Below are 23,870 nucleotides of genomic sequence, written 5' to 3' on the forward strand. Positions count from 1 at the left end.
AAGAGTCCCGTCCATAAAGAGTCAAGAAAATGACAAAAACAGTAAAAAAAGCGGGGCTCCTATCTTTTACAAGCTTTTGACTATAATTTGACGATAGTGTATTATGATAAAAAGCAAATATGTCGGGAAATGAAATGGAGGAACAAGCATGACTGCTGATTTACTATTAACTCACTTTAATCAAGTCTTCTGTCCCAAGGACCTCGGCCATCCCCTTTTTGGCGAGGAGATGAAGGAAGCTCAGGTCTTGGAGGACGGCTACATTGCAGTCAAAGACGGCAAAATCCTAGCAGTTGGCAGTGGAGAGCCGGATGCCAGTCTGATTGGACCAGATACTAAGATTCAGTCTTATGAAGGCAAGATTGCCACACCTGGCTTTATTGACTGTCATACTCACTTGGTCTACAGTGGCAGTCGGGAGCATGAGTTTGCTAAGAAGTTAGCTGGGGTCCCTTATCTGGAAATTCTTGCCCAAGGTGGCGGTATTCTCAGTACAGTTCGGGCGACGCGAGAAGCTTCTTTTGACACTCTCTATGGTAAGTCTAAGAGACTGCTGGACTATATGCTGCTACATGGGGTGACGACTGTTGAGGCCAAGAGTGGCTATGGTCTGGATTGGGAAACAGAGAAGCGCCAGCTAGATGTTGTTGGGGCTCTGGACCGTGACCACGAGATTGACCTCGTTTCTACCTTTATGGCTGCCCACGCCGTTCCACCAGAATATAAAGGACGCTCTCAGGAATATCTGGAGCTCATCGTAGAGGAAATGCTGCCTCGAGTAAAGGCAGAAAATTTAGCTGAGTTCTGTGATATTTTCTGTGAAAAGGGCGTCTTTACAGCTGACGAGTCTCGCTACTTACTTTCTAAGGCTAAGGAAATGGGCTTCAAGCTTCGTATCCATGCTGATGAAATCGAGTCTATCGGTGGAGTAGATGTCGCAGCTGAACTAGGAGCAACCAGTGCGGAACATTTGATGATGGCGACAGACGAAGGTATTCGCAAGATGGCGGAAGCCAAGGTTATCGGTAATCTCCTGCCGGCAACTACCTTCAGTCTGATGGAAGATACCTATGCACCAGCTCGCAAGATGCTAGAAGCTGGTATGGCTATCACCCTGACTACCGACAGCAATCCAGGCTCTTGTCCAACAGCTAACCTGCAGTTCGTTATGCAGCTAGGTTGTTTTATGATGCGTCTGACGCCAGTGGAAGTCCTTAACGCTGTAACCATCAATGCGGCCTACTCAGTTAACCGTCAAGATAAGATTGGCAGCTTTGATACTGGCAAGCAGGCTGACATTACCATCCTAGACGCTAAGAATATCGACTATCCACTTTATTTCTTTGCGACTAACCTGACCCATCAGGTTTACAAGGCTGGAAAACTAGTTGTCGATCAAGGAAGAATTGTCTAGCCTCTCTAAAAACGAATCGTATTTTTCGGACTCTCCTTGGTAACAGGGAGAGTTTTCTTTATATCAAAACTTTCCCTTGCCATTCTGCTGGAAGTCTGCTATAATAGTTATTTGTGAGCAAACCTCACTTACCCCTTGCAAAGTCTCGGGGTCATTAGACCAAAAGGAGGAAAAATCAATGGCTAAATACGAAATTCTTTATATTATTCGTCCAAACATTGAAGAAGAAGCTAAAAACGCTTTGGTAGCACGTTTTGACTCTATTTTGACTGACAACGGTGCAACTGTTGTTGAATCAAAAACTTGGGAAAAACGTCGTCTTGCATACGAAATCCAAGATTTCCGTGAAGGACTTTACCACATCGTTAACGTTGAAGCAAACGACGATGCAGCTCTTAAAGAGTTTGACCGTCTTTCAAAAATCAACGCTGACATTCTTCGTCACATGATCGTCAAACTTGACGCGTAAGAAGGTAAACTATGATTAACAATGTTGTACTTGTAGGGCGTATGACACGTGACGCTGAGTTGCGTTATACCCCATCAAATGTAGCAGTTGCGACTTTTACTCTTGCAGTAAACCGTACATTTAAGAGTCAAAATGGCGAACGTGAGGCTGATTTTATCAATGTCGTTATGTGGCGCCAACAGGCTGAAAACCTTGCTAACTGGGCTAAAAAAGGCTCACTTATCGGGGTGACAGGTCGTATCCAGACTCGTAGTTACGATAACCAGCAAGGACAACGTGTCTACGTGACAGAGGTCGTGGCTGAGAATTTCCAAATGTTGGAAAGCCGTAGTGTGCGTGAGGGTCATACAGGTGGAGCTTACTCTGCACCAAGTTCAAACTATTCAGCGCCTACAAATTCAGTACCAGACTTTTCACGTGATGAAAATCCATTTGGAGCAACCAATCCTTTGGATATTTCAGATGATGATTTACCATTCTAATGGACAATTAAAACTATAAAGGAGAAAAAACATGGCTCAACAACGTCGTGGCGGATTCAAACGCCGTAAAAAAGTTGATTACATCGCAGCAAACAAAATTGAATATGTTGATTACAAAGATACTGAGCTTCTTAGCCGTTTCGTTTCAGAACGTGGGAAAATCCTTCCTCGTCGTGTAACAGGAACTTCAGCTAAAAACCAACGTAAAGTAACAACAGCTATCAAACGCGCTCGCGTAATGGCTTTGATGCCTTTCGTAAATGAAGACTAATTAGATTGACAGCAGGCTCTGGCTTGCTGTTTTTTTGTTTTATCATTGACAAAATGTCAGTGGAGTGCTATACTGACCACAAGGAGGCAGAAATCATGCGTGATGTCAAGGAAGTAGAGGTGCGGCGGTCGGAGATTATGTCTGCAGCCTTACAGCTCTTTGCCCAAAAGGGCTATCTAAAGACAAGAACTCAAGACATTATTGATAAGCTTGGAATTTCTCGAGGTCTGCTTTACTATCATTTTAAGGATAAGGAAGATATTCTCTATTGTTTGATTGAAAAGAACTCTGAGCCCTTGCTGAGGAAGCTCGAAAAAATCAGCTATCAGGCAAATGTCGGGGCCAAGGAAAAAATCAGATCTTTTATTGAGGCAACCCTTATCCCAGAGGAAAGCAGAACACAGGAAAATCAAGTCTTGCAAGAAACAGTCAATTTAGAAACAAATCGCTATGTCTTGGATCGCTTTTATCATAGACTCTGTGAGCGGATGATTGTTTTCTTTTCTCATATCTTGGAGGAAGGTCAGAAATCTGGAGATTTTCATTTGAAATATCCGCATGAAACGGCTTCTTTTCTCATGACTGCCTACGTCTTTGTGTCCAATGATATCAAGATGAGTCAGGAAAAACCAGAGACTTTGCAGGATTATCTCACCAGCTTCCAGGCAATCCTAGAAAGAAGCTTAGGATTAGAAGAATCTATTTTTTAGAATAATCGGCAGTTTTCTGCCTTTTATTTAGAGGCAAAACTGACAAATTGTCAGTTCGAACCTTCAATCTCTTAATCTTGATATTTAAAAAATTTTACGATAATACTGACAAGATGTCAGTTTAAATAAAAGGAGAAATTCATGTTAAAAATAGAACATTTAACAAAAGTATATAGCAATGGTAAAAAGGCAGTGGATGATCTTAGTCTGATGGTGGAGCCTGGGGATATTTATGGCTTCATCGGCGCCAATGGAGCAGGTAAGACATCCACCATTAAGTCCATTGTAGGGATTCATGATTTTGATAAAGGAGAGATTTATATCTGTGGGCACTCTATCAGGAAGGAGCCCTTGCTTTGTAAGAAAAGGATGGCGTTTCTGCCGGATAACCCAGACCTTTATAAAAATCTGACAGCAAGGCAGTTTTTGGACTTTGTAGCAGACATTTATAGAGTCTCTTTGGAAAAAAGGCAAGCGGCTATAGAAAAGTATTCTAAAATGTTTGAGTTGGATAGATCTTTGGATCAGTTGATATCAGCTTATTCACATGGAATGAAGCAGCGATTGGCACTAATAGCGGCTCTCTTACATGAACCAGAACTATTGATTTTAGATGAACCTTTTGTCGGTTTAGATCCGAAAGGTGCTTATTATTTTAAGCAGATCATGAGAGAGCTAGGTAGTCAAGGGCATGCGATTTTCTTTTCTACCCATGTTTTAGAGGTTGCGGAAGAACTCTGCAATAAGGTGGCAATTCTGCAAAAGGGACGTTTAGTGGCTAATGGAAGGACCTCTGAAATTAAGGGGGCATTCAGTTTGGAACAAGTATTTATGGAGTTACAGGATGATGACTAATATTCTTTTGCTTTTAAAAGTACAATTATACAGCACATTTTCGCTTAATGATTTAAGGAAAGGACGAGGGTTGGGCAAGTATTTTAAGCTTGGCCTGCTCTTCTTGCTTGTTTTGCTATTTTCAGGCTACAATCTTTTGACGGCTTTGAGTTTAGTCAAGTTGGGGCAGGTAAATTTGATTCCAGCCTATATGATTGCCTTGGTTAGTTTTATTATTTTCTTTTTCAGTCTGATGCAGTCAAATGGCATCTTGTTTAACCAAGAGGAACTTGACAGGCTCATCGTATTGCCGCTCAGTATTAGAGAAATCGTCTATGAGAAATACGCTTTTCTTTATCTTTTGAACAGTGTGTTTGCCGTTCTTCTCATGCTGCCAGCAGGCCTCCTTTGGTTTGGATATGGTGCGTCCTTCTTGGAGTTGCTTCTTTATCTGCTTTTAATGGGATTTGTCCCTCTTTTACCTCTCTGTTTAGCCTCTTTACTTGGCTTGTGCGTTGCCTACATAGCCTCAAAGGCCCCTCATAAAAATCTAGTTGCCTTCCTTTTTTCTCTCCTCTTGCTTTTGGTGCTGGCAACAGGCAGTATGTGGGCTATGAGAGCTGGACTGTCAGCGGAAAATGTTGGTCTCTTGCTTACCAAGCAGATGACTTCTCTCTATCCTCCAGCAAGCTTGTTTTTTAACCCTCAGCATTTTTGGTGTGCTAGCCTTCTGTTGATGCTTATATCGTTTGCGCTGACAGGACTTTTTCTAAGGTATTTAAGTAGAAATTATTTAAAAATGAATCAGATGATAACAGGGGTGAAGTCAGAAAGCAAAGTCTATAGAAGCAGGCAGAAGTCTCCCTTTATGGCTCTTTATAGGAGAGAAATTGCGAATTTTATGAGTTCCTATCTTTATATGCTCAATAGCGGACTGGGAACCATTTTAATCATCGTTTTAGCCATCTCGCTTTGTTTTATGAGTCCTGATGTCCTCTTTTCTTCGATTGGACTCAGCAATAGCCGAGAATTTTTGCCTCTATTACTGGCTGGATGTCTTAGTATTTCCAATCCTGCAGCTGTCAGTATTTCCTTAGAGGGGGAAGAGATTTGGCTGCTTCAGACGTTCCCGGTCTCTATGAGGCAGATAATGATGGCAAAGTTGGCCTTGACAGTTTCCTTACACTTCACAGCCTTGCTGCTTGGCTGGCCTGTTCTGGTTTGGCGTTTCTCTCTAGGAGGCTTGCAAGTAGTGGATTTGGTCCTTATTTCACTGGCTTATTCTCTATTTACAGCCCTTCAGGGACTTGTGGTCAATTTTCATTATCCTAAGTTCATCTGGGACAATGAAATGATTATTATTAAGCAAAGTTTTGCGGCTATCTTGTCTGGAGGAATTGGCATCTTGGTTCTTGTGTTCCCTTTTTGCTTTTCCTTACTGTTTGGTATGGACTTGGAGATTTCGCTGCGAATCTTAGCTCTTGGACTTTTGCTTTTGGCAGTCGTCCTTTATAGGCATTTAATAAAACAAGGATATTTTAAGGAGGTCCGTGGCTAATGAAAAAGAAAGATTTATTCGTTTTGTTTTTCTTAGCAGTAATCATATTTTTGATTATCTGCCTGCTGCCAGAGCAGGTTCCCATTCATTTTAACAGCGCAGGAAAGGCGGACATTGTTGTCAATCGCTTTTGCTTGATTCTCAGTTTACCCATTCCCTACTCTCTTTATTGGAAATATTTCCGAAGCAAATCAAAAAGAGGTCACTGACCTCTTTTTGTGTGATATTAATATCTCGTCGGCCCCATAGTTGCGCTCTTGATATTGAAGCGTTTTTTGAGATAGAAGCGCAAGGCTAGGGCGATAGCACCGACAATAGCAACTACGATATTGGACAGGCGGGGGTTTAGGAATTCAGGCAGGAGACTAGTCAGGACGATGGACATGCTCCAGAGGAGAATAGCCGCTACCATGGTAAGGATGGACTTGAGCAGCTTAGGGCGCTGACTGCGGTCCTTATCTGGTCCGTAGAAGCGGTAGATAAAGTGGTAGAGGGCATAGAAAGAAAGGCCGCCGACGATGCTTCCAAGAACGAGAGTCGTCAGTCCATAGACAGATGGCTGAGAGGAAGCCAGATTGACGATTGAGGTCAGGAGGGTAAAGAAACCAAAGATAAAAAGGACAGAGTCCAGCATCATCCATTTAGGATCGTCATTTTCTTTTGGATGTTCGGCATCATAGCGCTCTTTTGCAGTCAGAGAAGCTGCCCAAGTAGTTGGGGCTCCGTAGAGGCCGCGGGCAGTGATTCCCTTGGTTTGATTTTCCAGGATTTCCGGCAGAATGCCTTCTAAGATAGTCTGGATTTCCTGATCGGATTTGCCGTCTTGTAGGAGTTGGTTAGTCGCGATATGGATAAATTCTTTGTTTTTTTTGCTGAGTTTGTCGAGGGATACTTGTGACATAGGCGTTCTTTCTAAAGGTTAAAATAGTTTTTTGTGCATGAGATAGGCCATGACCGAAGCACTCATGGCAAAGGCGATGAACATGATAATCCAGAAGGCATGTGGTTCACCGTTGAGAGGCAGTTCGTTATTTTTGAAGTTCATCCCATAGGCCGAGAAAATCATAGTCGGGATCGACATGACGATGGTCACCAGAGCCAAGGCTTTCATGATATTGTTCTGGTTATTAGAAATGATAGAAGCAAAGGTCTCTGTCATACTGTGGAGGATGTTGCCGTAGATATCAGCCATCTCAATGGCCTGCTGGGTCTCAATCAAGGTATCTTCCAGCAAGTCCTCGTCCTCCAGGTATTTCTTGATATTGCTAGTGGAGCTGGTCAGCTTCTTAATCACGCGCTCATTTGTCTTAAGGGAGGCCTTGAAATAGACGATGGTCTTTTCCAACTCCATGAGCTCAATCAGTTCTTCATTTCGCGTGGACTTGTGCAGCTGACTTTCAATCTGCTCACTCTTGCGGTCAATGGAGCGCAGGGCTGTCAGATACAGCTCGGCATTGTGGTAGAGAATCTGAAAGATGAAACGTGACTTCATAAAAGTATAGAAGTTGCGCAGGCGCCTGTGAATGAAGATGTCCAGCAGAGGTAATTTTTCCAAACAAGTGGTAATAATAGCCTCTTCCGTGATGATAATACCAAGGGGGATCGTGACATAGTAAGTCTGGTTATTCCGCTCCTCAGTGATGGGTACGTCAACGATGATTAGTGTATACTCATCCTCGATCGTAAGTCGGGACATTTCTTCTGCATCGAGCGGTGCTCGCAGGTCGGCGATGTCAATACCAAAGGCGTTGGCGATTTCGATTGATTCGCTCTGGGAAGGATTGACAAGATTGATCCAAGTGCCTGATTCGAGTGAATCAATCTCTTTGAATTCTGTCGTAGTTGATAAAAAGACTTGCTTCATAATCATTTTCCTTTCCAGAGTTTTTTGCATACCGTACTATTATACTACAAATTCGGGTTTTTGGGGCAAAAGTTTGCAGAAAAATTTGTTATAATGGAGAAGGTTTATAAGTGAAACGAGGTCAAGATGCAAGATAAAATTGTGATTCATGGAGCGCGAGCTCATAATTTAAAAAATATTGATGTAGAAATTCCACGGGACAAGCTAGTCGTGGTGACGGGGTTGTCTGGTTCAGGCAAGTCCAGTCTGGCTTTTGACACGCTCTATGCAGAAGGGCAGCGCCGCTATGTGGAGAGTCTGTCGGCCTATGCTCGGCAGTTTTTGGGCAATATGGAAAAGCCAGATGTGGATTCGATTGATGGACTCAGCCCGGCTATTTCCATCGACCAGAAGACGACCAGTAAAAATCCCCGCTCAACAGTGGGAACTGCAACCGAAATCAATGACTACCTGCGCCTGCTCTATGCTCGTGTTGGGACGCCTTACTGTATTAACGGTCATGGAGCTATTACGGCTTCATCTGTTGAGCAAATTGTTGACAAGGTCTTGGAATTGCCAGAGCGTCAGCGGCTGCAGATTTTAGCGCCGGTCATCCGCAAGAAAAAAGGCCAGCATAAGACCGTTTTTGATAAGATTCAGAAGGACGGTTATGTCCGTGTGCGCGTGGATGGCGATATTTACGATGTGACGGAAGTACCAGAGCTGTCCAAGAGCAAGCAACATGATATTGAGGTCGTGGTGGACAGAATTGTCATCAAGGAAGGGGTGCGCAGCCGCCTCTTTGACTCGATCGAAGCAGCTCTGCGGATTGCTGAGGGGTATGTGGTGATTGATACTATGGACGGTCAAGAGCTGCTCTTTTCTGAGCACTACGCCTGTCCAGTCTGTGGCTTTACAGTCCCAGAACTGGAGCCACGCCTCTTCTCTTTCAATGCGCCTTTTGGCTCCTGTCCGGACTGTGATGGTCTGGGGGTTAAGCTGGAGGTGGATCTAGATGTGGTTGTGCCAGAAGCTGGCAAGACCTTGCGCGAAGGAGCGCTAGCGCCTTGGAATCCCATCTCCTCCAACTACTATCCACAGATGCTGGAGCAGGCCATGATTGCCTTTGGCATTGATATGGACAAGCCATTTGAGGAGCTGACGGAGGAAGAAAAGCAGCTGATTTTCTTTGGCTCAGATGGACGAGAGTTCCATTTTCATTATGAAAATGAATTTGGCGGTGTGCGCGATATTGACATTCCTTTTGAGGGGGTTGTCACCAATATCAACCGCCGCTACCATGAAACCAATAGTGATTTTACTCGGACGCAGATGCGAGCTTATATGAATGAGCTGACTTGTGCGGCTTGTCACGGTTATCGACTCAGCCCTCAGGCCTTGTCTGTCAAGGTTGGCGGCGAAGCTGGCTTGCATATCGGTGAGATTTCAGATTTGTCGATTGCTGATCATTTGCTTCAGTTGGATAAGCTTAGCTTGACTGACAATGAAGCTACGATTGCGCAGCCTATTCTTAAAGAAATTCATGATAGACTGACCTTCCTTAATAACGTTGGCCTTAATTACCTGACTTTGTCTCGCTCGGCTGGGACTCTATCAGGAGGTGAGAGTCAGCGGATTCGCTTGGCGACTCAGATCGGTTCTAACTTGAGTGGTGTCCTCTATATCTTGGACGAGCCCTCTATTGGCTTGCACCAGCGTGACAATGACCGCTTGATTGCCAGCCTCAAGAAGATGCGCGACCTGGGCAATACCCTCATTGTGGTTGAGCATGATGAGGACACCATGCGGGAGGCTGACTGGCTGATTGATGTGGGACCAGGAGCCGGTGTTTTCGGTGGTGAAATCGTCGCAGCCGGCACCCCTGCACAAGTAGCTAAGAGTAAGAAATCTATCACAGGCCAATACTTGTCAGGTAAGCGCGAGATCCCAGTACCATTGGAACGCCGTGTAGGCAATGGCCGCTTTATCGAAGTGACTGGTGCTCAGGAAAATAACTTGCAGAATATCACGGCTAGATTCCCCTTGGGCAAATTCATCGCTGTGACGGGAGTTTCTGGATCCGGTAAGTCAACGCTGGTCAACTCTATCCTTAAAAAGGCTATTGCTCAAAAACTCAACCGCAACTCTGCTAAGCCAGGTAAGTTCAAGAAAATCAACGGTATTGAGCACGTGGATCGACTGATTGATATCGACCAAAGTCCGATTGGCCGGACACCGCGCTCTAATCCAGCTACTTATACTGGAGTCTTTGACGATATTCGCGATCTGTTTGCCAAGACCAATGAAGCTAAGATTCGCGGCTACAAGAAGGGCCGTTTCAGCTTTAACGTCAAGGGCGGTCGCTGTGAGGCCTGCTCGGGTGATGGGATTATCAAGATTGAGATGCACTTCCTACCTGACGTCTATGTGGCCTGTGAGGTCTGCCACGGTACCCGTTATAATAGCGAGACTCTAGAGGTTCACTACAAGGAGAAGAATATCGCTCAGGTTCTGGACATGACGGTCAATGATGCGGTAGAGTTCTTTCAGCATATTCCCAAGATTGCCCGCAAACTTCAGACTATCAAGGATGTGGGACTAGGCTATGTGACTCTAGGGCAGCCAGCCACAACCTTGTCAGGTGGTGAAGCTCAGCGGATGAAGCTGGCCAGCGAACTTCACAAGCGCTCGACTGGTAAGTCCTTCTATATCTTGGATGAGCCGACCACGGGTCTGCATTCTGAAGATATTGCCAAGCTCCTTCAAGTGCTATCACGCTTTGTGGACGATGGCAATACAGTACTCGTTATCGAGCACAATTTGGATGTTATCAAGACAGCTGACCATATCATTGATTTGGGACCGGAAGGCGGTGTCGGTGGCGGTACGATTATTGCGACGGGGACACCGGAAGAAGTCGCAGCTAATCCAGCCAGCTATACCGGTCAATATTTGAAAGGCAAGCTGCACGTAAAATAATTCATCAAATCCCTGTTTGATATTAAAAACAGGGATTTTTTGTGTCAGAGAATGCTCGTTGGATTCTAATTCCTGGATAAGGTTTGTCAAAAAATGTCCTATTTGACTGGTTTTTTGATATAATAAGCTTAGTTATTTCACGGAGGTGCCTCATGTTATCAAGAGTTGAAAAGTTTGAAGCAGCATTGGCTCAGACAGACTGCGATGCTGTTTTAGTAACCAATCTGAAAAATATTTACTATCTGACTGGTTTCAGCGGGACAGAAGCGACGGTTTTCATCAGCAAGAATCGTCGGATTTTTCTGACGGATGCACGCTATACGCTGATTGCCAAGGGAGTAGTCCAAGGTTTTGATATTGTGGAATCGCGCGACGCGATTGGAGAGATTGTCAAGATTATTGCGGATGACAAGCTGCAAAAAATCGGTTTTGAGGATGAGATTTCCTATGCTTACTTCAAAATGCTGGAAAGTGTCTTCTCTGCCTACGAGTTGGTTCCCATGACGGGCTTTATTGAAAATCTGCGCATGATTAAAGATGAGCAAGAAATCGCGACCATTCGCAAGGCCTGTCAGATTTCGGATCAAGCCTTCCTAGATGTACTGGACTTTATCAAGCCTGGTGAGACGACAGAGCTGGCTGTTATGAACTTTTTAGATGCCCGTATGCGGCAGCTAGGTGCTTCAGGTGCCTCTTTTGACTTCATCATCGCTTCGGGTTACCGCTCTGCTATGCCGCATGGTGTGGCTAGTGACAAGGTCATTCAAAAGGGTGAAACCCTGACCATGGACTTTGGCTGCTACTACAATCACTATGTCAGCGATATGACGCGGACTGTTCATGTGGGGCAGGTGACGGATGAGGAACGGGAGATTTATGATATCGTCCTGCGTAGCAATCAAGCCCTGATAGAAGCAGCCAAGGCTGGGCTTAGCCGAATTGATTTTGACCGGATTCCGCGTCAGATTATTAACGATGCTGGCTATGGTCCTCACTTTAGCCATGGGATTGGCCACGGTATCGGTCTGGATATCCATGAGATTCCTTACTTTGGCAAATCAGAAGAGCCGATTGAGGCGGGCATGGTCCTGACGGATGAGCCGGGTATTTATTTGGACGGCAAATACGGTGTCCGCATCGAAGACGATCTCCTCATCACAGAAACAGGCTGTGAAGTCCTAACTCTTGCGCCGAAAGAGTTGATTGTTATTTGAGAATTATCAGGCTTTATGATAGAATAAGTAGAAATATAATTTTAAAAAGAGGTAATATAGAATGATTGAAGCAAGTAAGCTGAAAGCTGGAATGACCTTCGAAACAGCTGATGGAAAACTCATCCGCGTTTTGGAAGCGAGCCACCACAAACCAGGTAAGGGAAATACGATTATGCGTATGAAGCTGCGCGATGTTCGTACTGGCTCTACCTTTGATACCAGCTACCGTCCAGAAGAAAAATTTGAACAAGCCATTATTGAAACTGTTCCAGCTCAATACTTGTACCAAATGGATGACACTGCTTATTTCATGAATACTGAGACTTACGATCAATATGAAATTCCAGTAGTCAATGTAGAAGAAGAATTGAAATTCATCCTTGAAAACTCTGATGTGAAAATCCAGTTCTACGGAACAGAAGTGATTGGTGTGACTGTACCAACAACAGTTGAATTGGTCGTGACAGATACTCAGCCTTCTATCAAGGGAGCTACTGTTACCGGATCTGGTAAGCCAGCGACACTAGAGACAGGTCTTGTTGTCAACGTACCAGACTTCATCGAAGTTGGACAAAAATTAATCATCAACACTGCAGAAGGAACTTACGTTTCTCGCGCATAATATAGAAGAGGTAATAACTATGGCAGCTGAACAATTAGGTGAAATCGTCATTGCGCCACGTGTTTTGGAAAAAATCATTGCCATTGCAACGGCAAAGGTAGAAGGTGTTTATTCCTTCGCAAATAAGAGTATGTCAGACAGTCTTTCTATGCGCTCACTTGGTCGCGGAGTATCACTCCATACCGATGAGACAGGTGATGTGACGGTGGACATCTACCTGTATTTGGAATACGGTGTCAGCGTTCCGACTGTTGCAGTAGCAATCCAGAAGGCTGTAAAAAGCGCTGTTTTTGATATGGCTGAGGTAGAGTTGTCTGCTGTCAATATCCATGTGGCAGGCATTGTTCCAGAAAAGGCACCAAAGCCAGATTTGAAAGATCTATTTGATGAGGACTTCCTCAATGACTGATATACTGTTGGAATCCAGAAGAGGTCTGCGCCAGCGGGCTTTTCAGGCCCTGATGAGCCTAGAGTATGAAGGGGATCTTGTAGAAGCTTGTAGATTTGCCTATTCCTATGATAAGGACGAAGAGGCAGACAAAGCGGCGGAAGCTGATATTCCGGCCTTCTTGCTCAATCTGGTCTCTGGTGTGGTCCAGTCCAAGGACGACTTGGATAAGAAAATTGCCCAGCACCTCAAAAAGGGCTGGACAGTGGATCGTCTGACGCTGGTAGAGAAAAATATCCTGCGTCTGGGTATCTTTGAGATTACAGAGTTTGACACCCCACAGCTAGTAGCAGTCAACGAAGCCATTGAGCTTTCCAAGCAATTCTCTGACGAAAAGTCCAGTAAGTTCATTAATGGGATTTTGAGTCAATTTATCGTTGAATAAAATGAAGGTCGAGACAAGTGTCTTGGCTTTTTTGTTTGCCTATTGTTGTTTGAATCGCAAATAGCTTATCGAATCATCAAAATCCACACAGAGAGCATGAAGTATCTGAGTGAAAAAACTCCTCTTGAAAGCCTTTACAAGTTCAAAAAGAATCGGTATAATAAATACAGAAAACGTTTGCACAGATGTTCTCTAAGAAATATAAAGGAGTTTTCTGTTTATGAAAAATAACTATCACCTACAGTCTAGGAAGAGCGAAAAGCGTCATTATTTCGGCATCCGTCGCTTAAAAGTAGGAGTAGCCTCTGTTGTCATTGCCTCAGGATTCCTACTGGGGAATGCCCAATTAGTCCAAGCGGATGAAGCGAGCACATCGGGTAGCCCAGCGACAGCAGCAGTCTCTGATACAAATGCGGCAGCCCAACCTAAGTCAGCAGATGAAGAAAAAACTGGAGAGACAGATAGTTCAGGAGAGGGAGCTTCAGAGCAGGCAGCTCTAACTGGTGTGCTAGCAGATCAAGCTCCAGCTAGTGCAGGTTCAGAAGCAGCTGGTCAAGAAGCTGCAAATCCAAGTGAAAAAGACAAGCATGAAGCAGTTAGTCAGTCGCAAGCTTCAGCGAAAGATGCTATTGAAGAAGGCAATATTCGCTTTCATTTCAAAACCTTGCCGTCACAAAATCTAGAGAGCTTAGGCCTGTGGACTTGGGATGATGTTGAGACGCCTTCTAGCCAAAAGGGAGGTTGGCCGACTGGAGCGACTAGTTTTGCGACTGCTAAAGAAGACGACTACGGCTATTATCTTGATGTCAAGATGGCCGAAAAACGAAGCAAGATCAGCCTTCTAATCAATAATACAGCAGGTCAGAATATTACGGGTGACAAGACAGTTGAACTGCTCAGTCCTCAGATGAATGAGGTTTGGTTTGACACAGACTATCAACCTCATACTTATGAGCCTTTGAAAAAAGGGATGGTTCGAATCAACTACTATCGTACAGATGGCCAGTATGATAAGAAGTCGCTCTGGCTCTGGGGAGATGTCCAAAATCCAAGCAAGAATTGGCCTGACGGAGTGGATTTTGAAAATACTGGGAAATACGGCCGCTATGTAGATGTTCCCCTGAAAGATGCTGCTAAGATGATTGGCCTTTTGCTTTTAGACGAGAGCAAATCAGGAGATGATGTGAAGATTCAAAATCAGGATTATAATTTCGCTAATTTGGAGAAAAACAGCCAAATTTTCTTGCGTGATGCGGATCCGACAGTTTATACCAACCCTTACTTTGTCAATGATATTCGTATGACGGGTGCCCAGCATGTAGGATTGACCGAGATTGAAGCCAGCTTTTCTACCTTAGAAAATGCTAAAAAAGAGGACATTTTAAAGAACTTAAAGATTACAGACAAAGATGGCAATGAAGTCGTTGTTAAAGATGTAGTTCTGGATCCTAAGACCAAAAGCGCCAAATTCATCGGTGATTTTAACCAAGCTCAGTCACCTTATATTATCAAATATGGTAATGATCAATTCAAAACCAGCATGAACTGGCAGCTGAAAGATAGTATTTATAAGTATGATGGTGATTTGGGAGCGCGTGTTTCTCAAGCGGGCAAACAAGTGGACCTAACTTTCTGGTCACCAAGTGCGGACCAAGTCGATTTGGTGGTCTATGACAAGGAAGATCAGAACAAGGTCATTGGACGCCTTGCTATGCAGAAAGGTGAGTCTGGCACATGGACCAGCAGCCTGACGCCTGAGAGCGGTCTAGGAATTTCAGACTATCGAGGGTATTTCTATCATTATGAAATCACTCGCGGCGGCAAAAAAGTTCTTGTGCTGGATCCCTATGCCAAGTCTTTAGCCGCTTGGAACAGTGAAGATGCGGACAAGGGGGATGCCTACAAGATTGCCAAGGCAGCCTTTGTAGATCCAAGTGAATATGGACCGAAAGACCTGACCTATGCTACTATTCCGAACTTTAAGAAGCGGGAAGATGCCTTGATTTATGAGGCGCACGTTCGTGACTTTACCTCTGATCCAGCTATCTCAAAGGATTTGAAATCTCAATTTGGAACTTTCTCAGCTTTCATTGAGAAATTAGATTATTTGAAAGACTTGGGAGTGACCCACGTTCAGCTCTTGCCAGTTCTAAGTTATTACTTTGTAAATGAGCTGAAAAATGCTGAGCGCATGGACAAGTACGCTTCCAGTAACAGCAACTATAACTGGGGTTATGATCCGCAAAACTACTTCTCGCTGACAGGTATGTACTCCAGCGCGCCGACAGATCCAGCCAAGCGCATTGAGGAATTCAAAAATCTTGTCAACGAAATTCATAAGCGTGGAATGGGCGTTATCCTGGATGTGGTCTATAATCATACAGCTAAGACCTCTATCTTTGAAGACTTGGAGCCCAATTACTACCACTTTATGGATGCGGATGGTACACCGAGAACCAACTTTGGTGGCGGCCGCTTGGGGACCACCCACTATATGAGCAGACGAGTCTTGGTGGATTCGATTAAGTATCTGACAGAGCAATACAAGGTAGATGGTTTCCGTTTTGATATGATGGGAGATCATGATGCTGAGTCCATCCAAAAAGCCTTTGAAGAAGCTAAAAAGCTTAATCCAAATCTCATTATGCTGGGTGAGGGCTGGAAGACCTATACAGGTGATGAAAATAAAGCTGTCCAGCCTGCTGACCAATCTTGGATGAAGTCAACAGACACGGTAGCGGTCTTCTCAGATGATATTCGCAATACCTTGAAATCAGGTTATCCAAATGAAGGAACACCAGCCTTCATCACTGGTGGCAAGCGTAGTGTGGAAAATGTCTTCAAAAACATCAAGGCGCAGCCAACCAATTTTGAGGCGGATAGCCCAGGGGATGTGATTCAATACATCGCCGCCCATGATAATCTGACGCTCTTTGATATCATTGCCCAGTCGATCAAGAAAGATCCGGCAGTGGCTGCCAATTATCAAGAGATTCATCGCCGCCTACGTCTGGGAAATCTGATGATTCTGACTTCGCAAGGGACACCATTTATCCATTCTGGTCAAGAGTACGGCCGGACCAAGCAATTCCGTGATCCTGCCTACAAATATCCTGTCTCTGAAGACAAGGTTCCAAATAAAGCGCATTTGTTGACCAATGAAGACGGCACGCCGTTTGACTATCCGTACTTCATTCATGATTCTTATGATTCGAGCGACGCGGTCAACCATTTTGACTGGACCAAGGCGACTGATTCGGAGAAGTTCCCTGAAAATGCCAAGAGTCGTGCCTATATGAAAGGCTTGATTGCCTTGCGGAAATCAACGGATGCCTTTACCCGCAGTTCCAAAGATGAAGTGGAGCAAAATGTGACCCTCATCACTCAGCCTGGTACGGATGGTATTGAGAAAGAAGACCTTGTACTCGGCTACCAAGTAGTTGCGTCGAATGGCGATATTTATGCGGTCTTTGTCAATGCGGACACCAAGGAACGACAATTCAACTTTGGTGAAGCCTACAAGCATCTAGCAGGTGCAGAGGTTGTAGCAGACGGCAATACCGCAGGATTGACTGCCATTGCTGATCCAGCAGGTGTCACCAGAAACAGCAATGGTTTAGCCCTAGCTCCGCTGACAGCGACTATTTTGCGACTTCGAAAAGTGACCCCAGCTCAGGAAGAAAAATCTCAAGCTCCAGTAGCTCAAAAAGAGCAGCTGTCTGCCCCTTCTGCAGCCAATGCTCAGCTTCAGGCTATATCCTTGGATGGGCAAAAACCTCAGGCTTCAGAAGTAAAAGAAGCGGCTAGCCAAACAGAAAAAACCTTGCCAAAAACCGGAACAAGCACTTCCCTGCTGGCACTTTTAGGTGGCTTCCTTGCTTTCCTGGCCGGTTTGTTAACCTTTAGAAAGAAAGAGTAATAATTGATTATTGCCCTGTGAGAAATTTTTTAGACTATGGCTAAATAAAGACGACTTCCAATAATGGATGTCGTCTTTGCTTGCTTATATCTGTGTTAAACACTCTTACCAGGTAAGAGACTGACTGGCAGGAAATAGCCAGTTGTTTGGACTTCTTGGCCGGCAATTTTTTTGAGGAGTAGGTCTACAGAGAGACGGGCAATATCTTTCAGTGGCTGCTTGATCGTTGCTAGCTGCGGGTAGTAGTTTTCCACAAAGTAGGTGCCATCGTAGCCGATGATTTTCAAATCTTCAGGGATCTGGATGTTCAGCTCCTGTGCGACCTTCATAATTAAAATGGCTGTCAAATCATCTGAAGCAAAAATAGCATCGGGCTTAGTTTGACTCAGGATTTGCTTGATTTCCATTTCCTTTCGGACTGGAGAAAAGTCACTGGATACATTGATAATAGGAGCATCAGGCAGGACAGAGGCAAAGCCAGCATGGCGCAGGCCGGTCGGTGAGTTGGAATTGTCATTGCCAGTAATCATGATGATATTTTGCGCTCCAGCCTTGACCAAGGTCTGAGCTGCCAGCACTCCGCCTCCGTAGTTGTCTGAAGAGACAACTGGGATATCCGGCGAGAGATTGCGGTCAAAGGCAATGATTGGTGCGGTCACACGATTGTAGTCCTCAATGCCTAGATTGTGGCTGCCAGAAATGATGCCGTCCACCTGATTGGCTTCCAGCATCTCAAGGTATTCTCGCTCCTTGTCAGAGTCATGCTCACTATTGCAGATGATGGTTTTATAACCTTGTTTAAAGAGCTCATGCTCCAGCTTGTCAATCAATTCTGCATAAAAGACATTGCTGATATTAGGGAAAATGAGTCCAATTAGCTTGGCTGATTTTCCTTGGAGACTGCGTGCCAGATTGTTGGGCTTGTAAGCCAATTCTCGCATGGCTGCCTCAACCTTGGAAATCGTTTTGTCAGACAAGTAGCCTTTTCTGTTGATGACGCGGGAAACAGTTGTGGGGCTGACTCCTGCTAGTTTTGCTACATCAGTTAGTTTTGCGACCATAATCTAATTCATAGTAAGTACCGGTTGGATTGCCCTTAGTAATGGCAATACCTGTTTGGTCTTCTCTCGGGAAGACACGGCCGGAAAATACTTTCTCTCCTTTACTGATGAAAATTTCAAAAATCGATTTATCTATAAATATACTAGCATTTGTAGCTTCTTTGTCAATATTGCAGCTTCGGCTGGTTCCAAAGTCCAGAGCGAATGGCTCACCCGCTTGACTGCGGTCAACGGTCACTTGACCAGCCTTGAGGTCAAAGTTGATACGTAGTCCCTTGCCATCCTTGTCTGCAAAGAGGACGATTTCATGCTCGGTGTCTGCAGCGAGATTCAGCTCTAGTTCATAGCTGTTCTTGCTTTCTGCCAAAGCAGCGAAAGGCCGTTCTTCTGCTCGCAAATTCTTGATAGCAGGCACTGGATACTGGTAGAGCTTGCCGTCTTTCAGGGTTAATTCCTTGACGAGGGAGAAGGTTCCTTGATGGTCGAAGCGGTCAGATGGGTATTCCACATCAGGCAAGCCTAGCCAGCTGACAGCCAGTGCGCGACCGTCAGGTGCGTTAAAGGCTTGGGTGGCGTAGCAGTCGAAGCCGTAGTCCATATTTTGGATAGGACTCGGATCAATCATAGCAGCTTTGCTTGTATCAAACGATTGACCTATTTTATACATGTTTGGATAAATGTTGCCATAATCCAGTACGTCCTTAGACAAACCTTGAGGGCAATAGAGCAGGACTGGCTGGTCATTGATAAAGACTAGATTAGGGCACTCCATCATATAGGCTGTCTTGTCATTGGCGAAGTCTAAATCGCCGACGGCTTCCCAGTTGGTATAGTCGTTATCAACAGCCTTGTACAGCTTGATATAGCCTTGTTTGTCTAGATTTTGCCCACCGACAATGGCATAGAATTGCCCCTTGTAGTTGAAGATTTGTGGGTCGCGAAAGTGGTCTGTCGCTTCAGCAGGCTGCTCAATCAAGACCTTGTCAATTTTTTCCAGCTTACCTGATTTATCTAACAAGGCACCGATTTGATAGGGGTGACGCACCCAGTTCTCATCACGTACATTGCCAGTATAGAAGAGAAAGAGCTTGTCGTCAAACTGCATGGCAGAGCCCGAGTAGGCGCCGTGGCTGTCCAGAGGAGTATCTGGCAGCACCCGAAGACCAGTTTCCGTGAAGTGAACTAGGTCATCGCTTTCCAACTGTACCCAGCACTTGAGTCCATGAGCAGCTCCGAAAGGAAAGTTTTGGTAGAAAACGACCCACTTGCCGTCAAAATAAGAAAAGCCATTAGGGTCATTGAGGAGACCTGTCTGAGGCTCCATATGGTAGTTAGCCCGCCAAGGAGATTTAGCGATGTTTTCTTTGATCTGCTGTAGCTCTTCCTGAGTCCAGTCTTCATAGCGTTTGTAGCGTTTTTCAGTCGTCCAAGCCAATCTTTTGTCCTCCGAATCATATTATTTCTTATTACTATAGTAAACGTTTTCTGCTGAAAAATCAACATTTAACAGTAAAAAAATATTTTTTCTGCAAAACGCTTGACATATTTTTGAATCATGGTAAAATAATATTCGTAAAGATGATAAAATCGCTTTCAAAAAGTTAAAAATATTTATAAGGAGATTTTTGCAAATGAATAATACTGAAATTGCAAAAAAAGTCATCGATGCCCTTGGCGGACGTGAGAATGTCAACAGTGTGGCTCACTGTGCGACTCGCTTGCGCGTCATGGTAAAAGATGAAGGTAAAATCGACAAAAATACTGTCGAAAATCTGGAAAAAGTTCAGGGTGCCTTCTTTAACTCAGGCCAGTACCAGATTATCTTTGGTACTGGTACGGTTAATAAAATCTATGACGAAGTTGTAGCCTTAGGATTGCCAACTTCATCAAAAGATGACATGAAAGCAGAAGCTGCCAAGCAAGGAAATTGGTTCCAACGTGCTATCCGTACATTTGGTGATGTATTTGTGCCAATTCTTCCGGCTATTGTTGCGACAGGTCTTTTCATGGGAGTTCGTGGAGCAATTGCTCAGGATCAAGTTTTATCTTTATTTGGTACCACAGCGGATGCTTTCAAATCGACTGACTTCTACACTTATACAGTAGTCTTAACTGATACAGCCTTTGCATTCTTCCCTGCTCTGATTTGCTGGTCAGCTTTTAGAGTCTTTGGCGGAAACCCAATCATTGGTTTGGTTCTTGGTTTAATGATGGTTAACTCAGCACTTCCAAATGCTTGGGATGTAGCTGGTCAGGCTACTAAATTTGCTGTTGATCCTTCTAAGGATATTTTAGACAAAATTGCTAATATGGATGTTCTTGGAAGTTTGAAATTCACTAGCGAAGTTACAGCAACAAAAGTCCATCCGATTTATTTCTTTGGTTTTATTCCAGTAGTCGGCTACCAAAACTCTGTGCTTCCAGCCTTCTTTGTAGGTTTGTTTGGTGCTAAATTTGAAAAATGGCTACACAAGAAAATTCCAGATGTTTTGGATCTTCTTCTTGTTCCATTCCTTACCTTCCTTGTAATGTCTATTTTGGGACTCTTTGTGATTGGTCCAGTCTTCCACATTGTTGAGTCATATGTTTTGAATGGTACAGAGTTCCTTCTTAGCCTTCCGTTTGGTCTTGCTGGTTTGATTATCGGTGCAGTTCATCAACTGATTGTCGTAACTGGTGTTCATCACATCTTCAACTTACTAGAATCTCAATTGGTATCTCAAACCGGGAAAGATCCATTTAATGCGATTATCACTGCTGCTATGACAGCTCAGGCTGGTGCGACTTTGGCTGTAGCTGTGAAGACAAAATCTAAAAAACTCAAGGCTCTTGCATTTCCTGCGGCACTATCTGCGGGATTGGGAATTACTGAACCAGCTATCTTCGGTGTTAACTTGCGCTTTGTTAAACCGTTTGTAATTGGACTGGGTGCTGGTGCTGTTGGTGGTTGGTTAGCTTCTATTATGGGGCTTGCAGGAACAAGTTTCGGTATCACAATTATTCCAGGTACACTCCTTTACCTGAATGGTCAATTGTTGCAATATATCTTTATGGTTGTTTTAACAACTGGTTTGAGTTTTGTACTGACTTATATGTTCGGTTATAAAGATGAAGACACTGTTGAAGAAAAAGCTGAAACTGAAAAATTAGTAGAAGAAGAAACAACTGGCAATGTTCCAGCAGCTCTTCAAGACGAAACAATTATTTGTCCAATCGTTGGTCAGGCAGTGGCTTTGAGCGATGTGAATGATCCTGTTTTCTCTAGCGGAGCGATGGGACAAGGAATTGCCATCAAACCTAGTGAGGGTGTTGTTTACGCCCCAGCTGATGCAGAAGTGACGATCGCTTTTGCGACAGGCCATGCCTATGGTTTGAAGACAGCTAATGGTGCTGAAATCCTTATCCACGTTGGTATTGACACGGTGTCTATGAATGGCGAAGGTTTTGACCAAAAGGTTGCTCAAGGTGACAAGGTCAAAGCTGGTGATGTTCTGGGAACATTTGAAGCTGAGAAAATTGCAGCCGCTGGTCTGGATGATACGACTATGGTCATCGTTACCAACACAGCTGACTACGCTTCTGTGACTCCAGTAGCAGAAGGAGCTCTTGCTAAAGGCGACGCAATTATTGAAGTGAAAGCCTAATGGAATTTAGAAAACGAACAAAAGTTGATTTGTTCGTTTTTTATGTCATAAGTACAGTCTTGTTGAAAAAGCTTTAAAAAGACTATTTTTAACAAGAAGTCTGCAAGAGATATGCTATAATGAATAGAGTAGAAATCAAATTTTAAAAGAGGATTTATAATGACAAAATTGTATGGAAGTTTGGAAGCGGGCGGCACTAAGTTTGTCTGTGCTGTAGGCGATGAGCGGTTTGAAGTTGTTGAAAAGACACAGTTTCCAACGACCACACCTATTGAAACGCTAGATAAGACGATTGAGTTCTTTTCTCGTTTCGACAATCTAGCTGGTCTAGCTGTTGGATCTTTCGGGCCAATTGATATTGACCCTAATTCAAAGACTTACGGCTTTATCACGACTACTCCTAAGCCGCACTGGGCTAATGTGGACATTGTTGGCGCTCTGCGCCGGGCCCTCAATGTGCCCATTTACTTTACAACGGATGTCAATAGTTCAGCATATGGTGAAGTAGTAGCCCGCAACAATGCTGGCGGCCGCATTGAAAATCTGGTCTATTATACGATTGGAACAGGAATCGGTGCTGGCGCTATCCAGCGAGGCGAATTTGTAGGGGGGACAGGACACCCAGAGATGGGGCATTATTATGTGGCTAAGCACCCTATGGATGTGGAAAAAGAGTTCAATGGCGTTTGTCCTTTCCACAATGGCTGCTTGGAAGGATTGGCGGCTGGACCAAGCTTAGAGGCGCGGACCGGAGTTCGTGGGGAAAATATTAAACTCAATAGTTCTGTCTGGGATATTCAAGCTTACTATATCGCTCAGGCGGCTATTCAGGCGACAGTGACTTTCCGTCCAGATGTCATCGTCTTTGGTGGCGGTGTTATGGCTCAGCAGCACATGCTGGATCGGGTTCGTGAGAAATTCACAGTTCTCCTGAATGGCTATTTGCCAGTTCCCGATGTTCGTGACTATATCGTGACACCAGCTGTGGCTGGAAATGGCTCCGCAACGCTGGGCAACTTTGTACTGGCTAAAGAAGTTAGTGAGCGCCACGCAAAATAAGTTTATAGGGTCTGATTTATCAGGCCCTTCTCTATGAGGAAAAGTAATGGAAAAAGCAATTTTCAAAGATATTTTCTTCCTACAGCAGCCATCAGAGCAGACCTTTATCTGGCTCAAGACTTGCAGGATACGCTGCAGGCAAATCAAGAAAACTGTATAGGACTCGCAGCCAATATGATTGGCGTCCGTAAGCGAGTCATTATCTTTCTATATGGTTTGGTGCCGGTAGTCATGTTTAATCCGGTGCTGCGCTCTAAGTCAGGCCCCTATCAGACAGAAGAGAGCTGCCTGTCCTTGGTTGGAAGCCGTCCTACCCAACGTTATCAGGAAATCACAATTGATTATCTGGATAAACATTGGCAGCAGCAGACCATGACCTTGAAAGGCCTGCCTGCCCAAATCTGCCAGCATGAATTGGATCATTTGGAAGGGATTATCATTTAGAAAAATTTGACAAAATTGCAAAAAATGTCTAAAATTAGAGATAATTAGCAGAATAATATTGAAGGAGGCAAGATGTAAATGAAAACAAAAACTTTAGCACTGATAAGCGGTCTGGTTGGTTTGATTGGAGGGACTATTTTGCTGCTCTCGAATATCTTTTTTGTTCCTTTTTCAGCCCTACTAGGTGATTCTGGCCTGAATTTACTGGGAGCGGTGATTAAATTGGCAGCTCTGGGCTTGGGAATTACTTCCTTGGCTTATTACAAAGGTCAAATGCGTTTCAGTGTCGCAGCGGGCGTCCTCCTTATCGTCGGAAGCAGCAACATCGCGCCCATTCCATTTATAGGCTGGATTGCAGGCATTCTCCTTATCATTGGAGGGGCTCTATTCCTCGCTTCTTCTTCAAAATTTTAATGCGGGACCAATCAATTTTTAGGCTGTTTGTCAGTTTGAAAGGAAGGGTGAAGAAATTTTCTTCGCTTTTTTTCTTGTTGAAAAAATAGTTCTCATGGAA

The 23,870-nt window shown here is 44.3% G+C and carries 21 protein-coding genes and 1 pseudogene; 18 read left to right on the top strand and 4 right to left on the bottom strand.

The genetic code is table 11. From position 1 onward, the window contains the following. The first annotated feature begins 148 nt into the window (after positions 1–148). From hutI to RYK49_RS01400, 8 genes are all read left to right on the top strand, one after another. Complete coding sequence (gene hutI / locus RYK49_RS01365; RefSeq protein ID WP_314830349.1) at positions 149–1,414, top strand: imidazolonepropionase; 1,266 nt, start codon at positions 149–151, stop codon at positions 1,412–1,414. A 178-nt stretch (positions 1,415–1,592) separates the two neighbouring features. Further along, complete coding sequence (gene rpsF / locus RYK49_RS01370) at positions 1,593–1,883, top strand: 30S ribosomal protein S6 (protein ID WP_049530661.1); 291 nt, start codon at positions 1,593–1,595, stop codon at positions 1,881–1,883. Positions 1,884–1,894: 11 nt separating this feature from the next. Continuing rightward, positions 1,895–2,365 carry a single-stranded DNA-binding protein SsbA gene (gene ssbA, locus RYK49_RS01375; protein WP_000609602.1) on the top strand — a complete coding sequence of 157 codons (471 nt, stop codon included), beginning with the start codon at positions 1,895–1,897 and terminating at the stop codon, positions 2,363–2,365. A gap of 31 nt (positions 2,366–2,396) precedes the next feature. Next, complete coding sequence (rpsR, locus tag RYK49_RS01380; RefSeq protein WP_000068664.1) at positions 2,397–2,636, top strand: 30S ribosomal protein S18; 240 nt, start codon at positions 2,397–2,399, stop codon at positions 2,634–2,636. 53 nt (positions 2,637–2,689) lie between these two features. After that, positions 2,690–3,346: a TetR/AcrR family transcriptional regulator gene (locus RYK49_RS01385; RefSeq protein ID WP_314830421.1), complete on the top strand. Its 657-nt coding sequence runs from the start codon at positions 2,690–2,692 to the stop codon at positions 3,344–3,346. Positions 3,347–3,487: 141 nt separating this feature from the next. Further along, positions 3,488–4,201, top strand: coding sequence for an ABC transporter ATP-binding protein (locus RYK49_RS01390; RefSeq protein WP_314830351.1), 714 nt, complete (start codon positions 3,488–3,490; stop codon positions 4,199–4,201). Next, entirely contained in the window at positions 4,128–5,738 is a 1,611-nt protein-coding gene (locus RYK49_RS01395; RefSeq protein WP_314830352.1) for an ABC transporter permease, read from the top strand. Before RYK49_RS01390 ends, RYK49_RS01395 begins: the two co-directional genes overlap by 74 nt. Further along, positions 5,738–5,947: a DUF1648 domain-containing protein gene (locus RYK49_RS01400; RefSeq protein ID WP_002898286.1), complete on the top strand. Its 210-nt coding sequence runs from the start codon at positions 5,738–5,740 to the stop codon at positions 5,945–5,947. Before RYK49_RS01395 ends, RYK49_RS01400 begins: the two co-directional genes overlap by 1 nt. A gap of 17 nt (positions 5,948–5,964) precedes the next feature. On the opposite strand, the gene RYK49_RS01405 is transcribed toward RYK49_RS01400, so the two are convergent. Both RYK49_RS01405 and RYK49_RS01410 read right to left on the bottom strand, forming a co-directional pair. Next, positions 5,965–6,639 carry a DUF1129 family protein gene (locus tag RYK49_RS01405; protein WP_314830353.1) on the bottom strand — a complete coding sequence of 225 codons (675 nt, stop codon included), beginning with the start codon at positions 6,637–6,639 and terminating at the stop codon, positions 5,965–5,967. A gap of 18 nt (positions 6,640–6,657) precedes the next feature. Continuing rightward, a complete protein-coding gene (locus RYK49_RS01410) occupies positions 6,658–7,602 on the bottom strand; it encodes a magnesium transporter CorA family protein (protein WP_032912532.1) in 945 nt (314 codons plus the stop codon). A 126-nt stretch (positions 7,603–7,728) separates the two neighbouring features. On the opposite strand from RYK49_RS01410, the gene uvrA reads away from it, so the two are divergent. The 6 genes from uvrA (at position 7,729) to RYK49_RS01440 (ending at position 17,148) form a co-directional block, all read left to right on the top strand. Then, on the top strand, positions 7,729–10,560 hold the full coding sequence (uvrA, locus tag RYK49_RS01415) for an excinuclease ABC subunit UvrA (RefSeq protein ID WP_314830354.1): 2,832 nt from the start codon (positions 7,729–7,731) through the stop codon (positions 10,558–10,560). Positions 10,561–10,712: 152 nt separating this feature from the next. After that, on the top strand, positions 10,713–11,774 hold the full coding sequence (locus RYK49_RS01420) for a Xaa-Pro peptidase family protein (protein WP_314830355.1): 1,062 nt from the start codon (positions 10,713–10,715) through the stop codon (positions 11,772–11,774). Positions 11,775–11,835: 61 nt separating this feature from the next. After that, positions 11,836–12,396 carry an elongation factor P gene (gene efp / locus RYK49_RS01425; protein WP_002896485.1) on the top strand — a complete coding sequence of 187 codons (561 nt, stop codon included), beginning with the start codon at positions 11,836–11,838 and terminating at the stop codon, positions 12,394–12,396. A gap of 19 nt (positions 12,397–12,415) precedes the next feature. Beyond that, on the top strand, positions 12,416–12,805 hold the full coding sequence (locus tag RYK49_RS01430; RefSeq protein ID WP_002896484.1) for an Asp23/Gls24 family envelope stress response protein: 390 nt from the start codon (positions 12,416–12,418) through the stop codon (positions 12,803–12,805). Then, the gene (gene nusB / locus RYK49_RS01435; protein ID WP_002915907.1) at positions 12,798–13,229 is read left to right on the top strand and encodes a transcription antitermination factor NusB; all 432 of its coding nucleotides are present in this window, start codon (positions 12,798–12,800) and stop codon (positions 13,227–13,229) included. The genes RYK49_RS01430 and nusB overlap by 8 nt, the downstream gene beginning before the upstream one ends. Before the next feature lie 220 nt (positions 13,230–13,449). Beyond that, positions 13,450–17,148: a pullulanase gene (locus tag RYK49_RS01440; RefSeq protein WP_314830356.1), complete on the top strand. Its 3,699-nt coding sequence runs from the start codon at positions 13,450–13,452 to the stop codon at positions 17,146–17,148. 95 nt (positions 17,149–17,243) lie between these two features. Here the strand turns inward: RYK49_RS01440 and RYK49_RS01445 are convergent, their stop codons facing one another. Both RYK49_RS01445 and RYK49_RS01450 read right to left on the bottom strand, forming a co-directional pair. Beyond that, positions 17,244–18,209 carry a LacI family DNA-binding transcriptional regulator gene (locus RYK49_RS01445; protein WP_268681674.1) on the bottom strand — a complete coding sequence of 322 codons (966 nt, stop codon included), beginning with the start codon at positions 18,207–18,209 and terminating at the stop codon, positions 17,244–17,246. Next, positions 18,190–19,644 (bottom strand): sucrose-6-phosphate hydrolase, encoded by a 1,455-nt coding sequence (locus RYK49_RS01450; protein ID WP_314830357.1) that lies wholly within the window; start codon positions 19,642–19,644, stop codon positions 18,190–18,192. Before RYK49_RS01450 ends, RYK49_RS01445 begins: the two co-directional genes overlap by 20 nt. A 196-nt stretch (positions 19,645–19,840) precedes the next feature. Between RYK49_RS01450 and RYK49_RS01455 the strand changes: the two genes are divergently transcribed. The 4 genes and pseudogenes from RYK49_RS01455 to RYK49_RS01470 all read left to right on the top strand — a co-directional run bounded on the left by RYK49_RS01455 (position 19,841) and on the right by RYK49_RS01470 (position 23,770). Continuing rightward, positions 19,841–21,853 (top strand): sucrose-specific PTS transporter subunit IIBC, encoded by a 2,013-nt coding sequence (locus tag RYK49_RS01455; protein WP_314830358.1) that lies wholly within the window; start codon positions 19,841–19,843, stop codon positions 21,851–21,853. 159 nt (positions 21,854–22,012) lie between these two features. Beyond that, entirely contained in the window at positions 22,013–22,912 is a 900-nt protein-coding gene (gene scrK / locus RYK49_RS01460; RefSeq protein WP_002907200.1) for a fructokinase ScrK, read from the top strand. A 46-nt stretch (positions 22,913–22,958) separates the two neighbouring features. Further along, positions 22,959–23,356, top strand: a pseudogene (locus RYK49_RS01465) (peptide deformylase). Positions 23,357–23,434: 78 nt separating this feature from the next. Then, positions 23,435–23,770 carry a hypothetical protein gene (locus RYK49_RS01470; protein ID WP_002903845.1) on the top strand — a complete coding sequence of 112 codons (336 nt, stop codon included), beginning with the start codon at positions 23,435–23,437 and terminating at the stop codon, positions 23,768–23,770. Positions 23,771–23,870: the final 100 nt, after the last annotated feature.

The sequence above is a fragment of the uncultured Streptococcus sp. genome, assembly GCF_963525625.1.
In the GTDB taxonomy this organism is placed as follows: domain Bacteria; phylum Bacillota; class Bacilli; order Lactobacillales; family Streptococcaceae; genus Streptococcus.

Bases quoted from the DNA above. Each gene is read 5' to 3' on its own strand.
- hutI (WP_314830349.1), top strand. From the start codon at position 149: ATGACTGCTGATTTACTATTAACTCACTTTAATCAAGTCTTCTGTCCC.
- rpsF (WP_049530661.1), top strand. From the start codon at position 1,593: ATGGCTAAATACGAAATTCTTTATATTATTCGTCCAAACATTGAAGAA.
- ssbA (WP_000609602.1), top strand. From the start codon at position 1,895: ATGATTAACAATGTTGTACTTGTAGGGCGTATGACACGTGACGCTGAG.
- rpsR (WP_000068664.1), top strand. From the start codon at position 2,397: ATGGCTCAACAACGTCGTGGCGGATTCAAACGCCGTAAAAAAGTTGAT.
- RYK49_RS01385 (WP_314830421.1), top strand. From the start codon at position 2,690: ATGTCAGTGGAGTGCTATACTGACCACAAGGAGGCAGAAATCATGCGT.
- RYK49_RS01390 (WP_314830351.1), top strand. From the start codon at position 3,488: ATGTTAAAAATAGAACATTTAACAAAAGTATATAGCAATGGTAAAAAG.
- RYK49_RS01395 (WP_314830352.1), top strand. From the start codon at position 4,128: ATGGAAGGACCTCTGAAATTAAGGGGGCATTCAGTTTGGAACAAGTAT.
- RYK49_RS01400 (WP_002898286.1), top strand. From the start codon at position 5,738: ATGAAAAAGAAAGATTTATTCGTTTTGTTTTTCTTAGCAGTAATCATA.
- RYK49_RS01405 (WP_314830353.1), bottom strand. From the start codon at position 6,639: ATGTCACAAGTATCCCTCGACAAACTCAGCAAAAAAAACAAAGAATTT.
- RYK49_RS01410 (WP_032912532.1), bottom strand. From the start codon at position 7,602: ATGAAGCAAGTCTTTTTATCAACTACGACAGAATTCAAAGAGATTGAT.
- uvrA (WP_314830354.1), top strand. From the start codon at position 7,729: ATGCAAGATAAAATTGTGATTCATGGAGCGCGAGCTCATAATTTAAAA.
- RYK49_RS01420 (WP_314830355.1), top strand. From the start codon at position 10,713: ATGTTATCAAGAGTTGAAAAGTTTGAAGCAGCATTGGCTCAGACAGAC.
- efp (WP_002896485.1), top strand. From the start codon at position 11,836: ATGATTGAAGCAAGTAAGCTGAAAGCTGGAATGACCTTCGAAACAGCT.
- RYK49_RS01430 (WP_002896484.1), top strand. From the start codon at position 12,416: ATGGCAGCTGAACAATTAGGTGAAATCGTCATTGCGCCACGTGTTTTG.
- nusB (WP_002915907.1), top strand. From the start codon at position 12,798: ATGACTGATATACTGTTGGAATCCAGAAGAGGTCTGCGCCAGCGGGCT.
- RYK49_RS01440 (WP_314830356.1), top strand. From the start codon at position 13,450: ATGAAAAATAACTATCACCTACAGTCTAGGAAGAGCGAAAAGCGTCAT.
- RYK49_RS01445 (WP_268681674.1), bottom strand. From the start codon at position 18,209: ATGGTCGCAAAACTAACTGATGTAGCAAAACTAGCAGGAGTCAGCCCC.
- RYK49_RS01455 (WP_314830358.1), top strand. From the start codon at position 19,841: ATGAATAATACTGAAATTGCAAAAAAAGTCATCGATGCCCTTGGCGGA.
- scrK (WP_002907200.1), top strand. From the start codon at position 22,013: ATGACAAAATTGTATGGAAGTTTGGAAGCGGGCGGCACTAAGTTTGTC.
- RYK49_RS01470 (WP_002903845.1), top strand. From the start codon at position 23,435: ATGAAAACAAAAACTTTAGCACTGATAAGCGGTCTGGTTGGTTTGATT.